Genomic DNA, 3,782 nt, shown 5'->3' with positions numbered 1-3,782 from the left:
TCGAAAGCACCGGTCTTGAAAACCGGCAAGGGTTTGTAGCCCTTCTAGAGTTCAAATCTCTATCTCACCGCCACATTTAGAAAATCCCGTTAATCGAAAGATTAACGGGATTTTTGCTTTTCAGGATTGATAGTAAAACGGGTTTGTAGCGCCACACCTACAGTAGAGTTCAAATCTATCTCACCGCCACATTCTAAGAAACCGCAACTTTAACGAGTCGCGGTTTTTTTTCGTCCTTAATTTAATTTTCACGTGTATAAATAAAAATTTTATCTAATTGAATTTTTTCATTTATTAAAGCAAACTACTAAAAAATATATATAAAAGTATAGATATGGATCATCAATTACCCAAAGCCTTTATTATTATAGTATCTCTTATTCAAGGGATTTTATTAACACTGCTATATCAAAGTGTCGAACACCAAGTATGGCCAGGCACTGAGCCTTTATGGCTAATACCGTTAGTCACTTTTACTATAAGCTACCCTGTACTTACATTACTCTCAATTACAAAGACTAATGCCATAACTACAGTAAAATACTTATTACCTTTTACAATTATATTATCAATTTTAGGTGCCTATGTTGGTTATCAACAAGAGCCTGTAGAATTTGTGAATAATAGTAGTGTTATAGTTACATTTTGTATTACCGGCCTTATAGCTGCTTTTAAAGCGTTAATGTACATACAGCAGCGGCTTAGTAACCAGGAGATCAGTTACAGTTCACTCTTTAAACTATCCTGGCGAAACTTTATTATTTTCGGCGAATGTTGGCTATTTGTTTTAATATTCTGGGGAATATTACATTTAGGTGCTGGATTGTTTTCTGTTTTAGAAATTGATTTCTTTAAAGAATTATTAAGAAAAGATTGGTTTGTTATTCCCGTTTTAAACCTTGCTTTTGGTTTTGCCATTATTGTTTTTAGGAATATTATATTCACGGTTGATAATATCTCCACAATATTGCAAACACTTATTAAATTCCTTTTACCGGCATTAACTATTGTTTCTTTGGGATTTCTAGCAACGTTACCCTTTACTGGTTTAGATGTACTTTGGAAAACGGGTACGGGTAGTATGTTAGTGATGTGGTTACAGGTATTAACTTTATTTTTTGTAAATGCTGTTTATCAAGATGCTTCTCATGAACGCCCTTACCATAATATATTACATAGACTTATTTTTGTTGGGGTAGCTATATTACCTATTTACAGTGTCATCTCATTTTATGGGCTTTGGCTTCGTATTGACCAATATGGTTTAACGGTTGATCGTTGTTGGGCTGTTCTTATTTGCGTGTTGCTCGCTTGTTTTTCTTTTGGTTATTTAATTGGAATAATTAAAAAGAGAGACGAGTGGTTAGAAACATTAAGTAAAGTGAATATCTCTATGGGCATTGTTGTTCTCGTGTTTATGTTGCTGGTTAATTCGCCCTTATTAAACTTTCAAGCTATTTCAGCGTCAAGTCAATTAAAGCGTTTACATAATGGAAACACATCTTATGAAAAGTTTGATTATACTTATTTTGACAGGTCTTTAGGCCGACAAGGATATCTAGAGCTACAGAAGCTTAAGAAAGAGTTAAAAGGTATTGCCCCTGAAAAAATAGCTATTATTGAGCGGATGTATGTAAATCATAAGAGCATTGATAAAGAGACGTTAACGCTTGATGATTTTAATAAATTTGTTAACTACTGGCCTAGTCAAGATGAATTTCCAAAACCGTTAATTAAAGCTGTTTATGATAAAGCAGCTAAAAATGATTGGTCTAGCTATCGTGAAAATAGTTATTATTTTATTGCCCAAGACCTAAATGAAGATGGCGATCCAGATTATGTCGTTATCGAAGAAAATAACTACTCCACCTCCGCAAAACGTTGGTTTTTAAAAGAAGAACAGTGGCAATTTAAATATATGAAAACTAGCAATCCGAATGACAATAAATTTATAAAAGATTACCTGTTAAATAACCAAATTGAAGTTATTAAACCAAAGTGGAACAATTTAAAAGTTGGTGATTTAACCTTTAGCACATCGAAAAATTAAAACTACACTCACTTTATTGGAATGTTTTTGGTTACATCCACTTGCGCTGGTAACCAAAACTATTCCGACCGTCGTTTTGTACTGTGATGTATACGTTAGTAACATTACTCGCGTTAGGTTTATGTAAAACCTTTCCCCAAACCTAATATTTCACTTTAATGTCTAAGTTTAATAAACAATGAGGTCTACCTTGTCATCAATACAAATCGCCAGATACATCATTTCCTTTAGTTGGTTATATCACGGGATTTTTCCAAAACTTATCCATATAGCACCATTAGAAAAATTGATGACGGCAAGTTTGGGTTTATCAAATGAGCTTTCTTATTTAGTGACTAAATCAGCGGGTGTTGGTGAGGTGATTTTCGGCGTTTTATTCTTTCTTTTTTATCGTAATAAAGCGGTGGTTCTTTTAAACATTATTGGACTTTCTGGCTTATTAATCTTTGTAGTAGTATTGCAGCCTCAACTGCTTATTGAAGCATTTAACCCAGTTACCACTAATATTGCCTTGATTGGTTTTAGTGTCATTTTGTTACTTGAATTCAAACATGAAATTAACAAAAAAAATCCACTTTATAGTCACACTGATTCAAAGAATAAGGAGAGTGTATGACCACTGTAAAATACCCTCCCAACGTTGCCGTAAAGGATTGCGTGATCCTATTTGATGGTGTTTGCAAACTGTGTAATAGCTGGAGCCAATTTATCATTAAAGTTGATACACAACAGCGTTTTAAACTCTGCAGCGTTCAATCACCAGAAGGGCAGAGCATATTAAGCCATTTTAAAATGCCAACTGACCATTTTGATACCATGCTACTTGTAGAAGGCAACCAATGCTTTGATAAGAGTGATGCCTTCTTGAATGTTATAAATAAACTTGGCTTGCCATGGCGTTTATTATACCTATTCAAAATTATTCCAAAGGGAATACGGAATTGGCTTTATGATCGTATTGCCCTTAATAGATATAATTTGTTTGGTAAGTACGATACTTGTATGTTGCCAAGTGAAGAAAATGAACATAGGTTTCTTAAAAGTGAAAATTGAGAAATAAAACGTTATTTCACCAGCACATTAAGAAGTGATCTGGTCAAGCCGCATAAGACACATTTATTGTGGACTGTTCAAACTCAATTGGAGAACAATCACCGTTCGATCTATGAAGCCTGATCTGATTGTAGTATCGGATATAAGCTTCAACATCTTCTTTCATATCACAGCGTGTTAAATGATAAATATTTAACAGCCATTCGTTTTTCAAACTACCAAAGAATCGTTCAACAACGGCATTATCTAAACAAGCACCACGACCACTCATTGAAGCGGTAATATTATTCATCTTTAGTTGTTGCTGAAAACGATGGCTAGTATATTGAGAACCTCTGTCGCTATGAAATATTCAGCCTTTAGTCGGTTTCCTAAGGTTCAGCGCCATTTGCATAGCTCGTTCTACCAAGTCAACGGTCATTCGCTTATGGATTGACCAACCGATAATACGGCGAGAATATAAATCCATAACAATAGCTAAGTACATCCAACCTTGACCCGTTCTGAGATACGTCACATCTCCAGGCCAAATCTGATTTACTTGCTTTGGGTTAAATTGCTGGTCGACTATATTGTCTGCAACACTATGGCTATGCTTACGCAGCTTTGCCATTAACTGCCTAGAGCCTAAACTTTGTTGGCTTTCTTTAAATAAGGCTTTAGTGCGTCGGTACAGCAT

3 protein-coding genes and 1 pseudogene are annotated in these 3,782 nt (G+C 34.7%); 3 read left to right on the top strand and 1 reads right to left on the bottom strand.

From position 1 onward, the window contains the following. Nucleotides 1-334 precede the first annotated feature (334 nt). From HRT50_RS18255 to HRT50_RS18245, 3 genes are all read left to right on the top strand, one after another. On the top strand, nt 335-2,050 hold the full coding sequence (locus HRT50_RS18255) for a DUF4153 domain-containing protein (protein WP_291617158.1): 1,716 nt from the start codon (nt 335-337) through the stop codon (nt 2,048-2,050). Between the two features lie 178 nt (nt 2,051-2,228). Then, nucleotides 2,229-2,666, top strand: a complete 438-nt coding sequence (locus HRT50_RS18250; protein WP_291617156.1) for a DoxX-like family protein — start codon at nt 2,229-2,231, stop codon at nt 2,664-2,666. After that, complete coding sequence (locus HRT50_RS18245; RefSeq protein ID WP_291617154.1) at nt 2,663-3,103, top strand: thiol-disulfide oxidoreductase DCC family protein; 441 nt, start codon at nt 2,663-2,665, stop codon at nt 3,101-3,103. The genes HRT50_RS18250 and HRT50_RS18245 overlap by 4 nt, the downstream gene beginning before the upstream one ends. Before the next feature lie 43 nt (nt 3,104-3,146). On the opposite strand, the pseudogene HRT50_RS18240 reads toward HRT50_RS18245, so the two are convergent. Then, nucleotides 3,147-3,782 (bottom strand): annotated as a pseudogene (locus HRT50_RS18240) (IS3 family transposase); the annotation flags it as partial.

This window comes from Colwellia sp., from assembly GCF_013215345.1.
In the GTDB taxonomy this organism is placed as follows: Bacteria; Pseudomonadota; Gammaproteobacteria; order Enterobacterales; family Alteromonadaceae; genus Colwellia.
The sequence above is the reverse complement of the archived record's forward strand: the minus strand, read 5'-3'. Positions and strand labels throughout refer to the sequence as shown.

Excerpts from the sequence above, each read along its gene's own strand:
- HRT50_RS18255 (WP_291617158.1), top strand. The coding sequence starts at position 335 with ATGGATCATCAATTACCCAAAGCCTTTATTATTATAGTATCTCTTATT.
- HRT50_RS18250 (WP_291617156.1), top strand. The coding sequence starts at position 2,229 with ATGAGGTCTACCTTGTCATCAATACAAATCGCCAGATACATCATTTCC.
- HRT50_RS18245 (WP_291617154.1), top strand. The coding sequence starts at position 2,663 with ATGACCACTGTAAAATACCCTCCCAACGTTGCCGTAAAGGATTGCGTG.